This window comes from Polaromonas sp. P1_E3, from assembly GCF_056405935.1.
Genome location: NZ_JBFUBD010000719.1, coordinates 1 through 899 on the forward strand (window position 1 = coordinate 1; position 899 = coordinate 899).

Below are 899 nucleotides of genomic sequence, written 5' to 3' on the forward strand. Positions count from 1 at the left end.
GTGGCGGCATACCCCACCCCCAGGGCCGTTTTGAGCGCGGTGCGGCGGGTGGCGCCGGCTTCGGTGGATTGCCCGGGCAACAGGGCATCGAAGTCTTTTTTCTGKTCGTGTTCAAGCATGGCGTTTCCTCAGTAGATTAGGGGAGGCAAAAAGGAGYAAGGAAGAAGAGCAAGGAAGCAAAAGGCAAACAGTCGGAGTCTATGCGCCGCTGGAAGTTCTTGCCACCGCAGGGTGATGACACGGTGTTTTCCCTTGCCCCTTCTCCACCCGGCACGCAAACTCAGACAATCCTGACGCTCAACTCCGGCAAACCGTCGATATGGCATTCAATGACGTCACCCTTGACCACCGGGCCGACGTTTTCAGGCGTGCCCGAATAGATGATGTCGCCGGGGAACAATTCAAAGGCCTCGGACAACTTGGATATCTGCTCGGCCACCGACCAGATCATGTGGTTGAGCGTGGCGTTTTGTTTGACCTGGCCGTTCACCTTGAGCCAGATCGCGCCTTTGGTGTAGTGGCCGGTCTGCGCGACCTTGTGGATCGGGCCGATGGGCGCCGAGCGGTCAAAGCTCTTGCCGATTTCCCAGGGTTTTTTCTGGTCGCCCATGCCGCGCTGCAAATCACGCCGTGTCATGTCCAGGCCCAGCGCGTAGCCGTACACCATATCCAGCGCCTGGTTCATCGGGATGTTGCGTCCGCCCTTGGCCAGCGCCGCCACGAGTTCGACTTCGTAGTGGTAGTTCTTGGTCAGTGTGGGATACGGGTGGTCGGCCACTTTGCCGGGCGGCACCACCTGGATGGCGTCCGTCGGCTTCTGGAAGAAGAATGGCGGTTCGCGGCTCGGATCCGAACCCATCTCGATCGCATGGGCGGCGTAGTTGCGGCCGATGCAGTAG

General features: G+C 60.0%; 1 protein-coding gene. It reads right to left on the reverse strand.

All coding sequences use genetic code 11. The annotated features are described in order from the left end of the window. Positions 1-280: 280 nt before the first annotated feature. Positions 281-899: fumarylacetoacetate hydrolase family protein (locus tag AC1D0Z_RS23040; RefSeq protein WP_477660449.1), on the reverse strand; the 619-nt coding region annotated here is incomplete at its 5' end.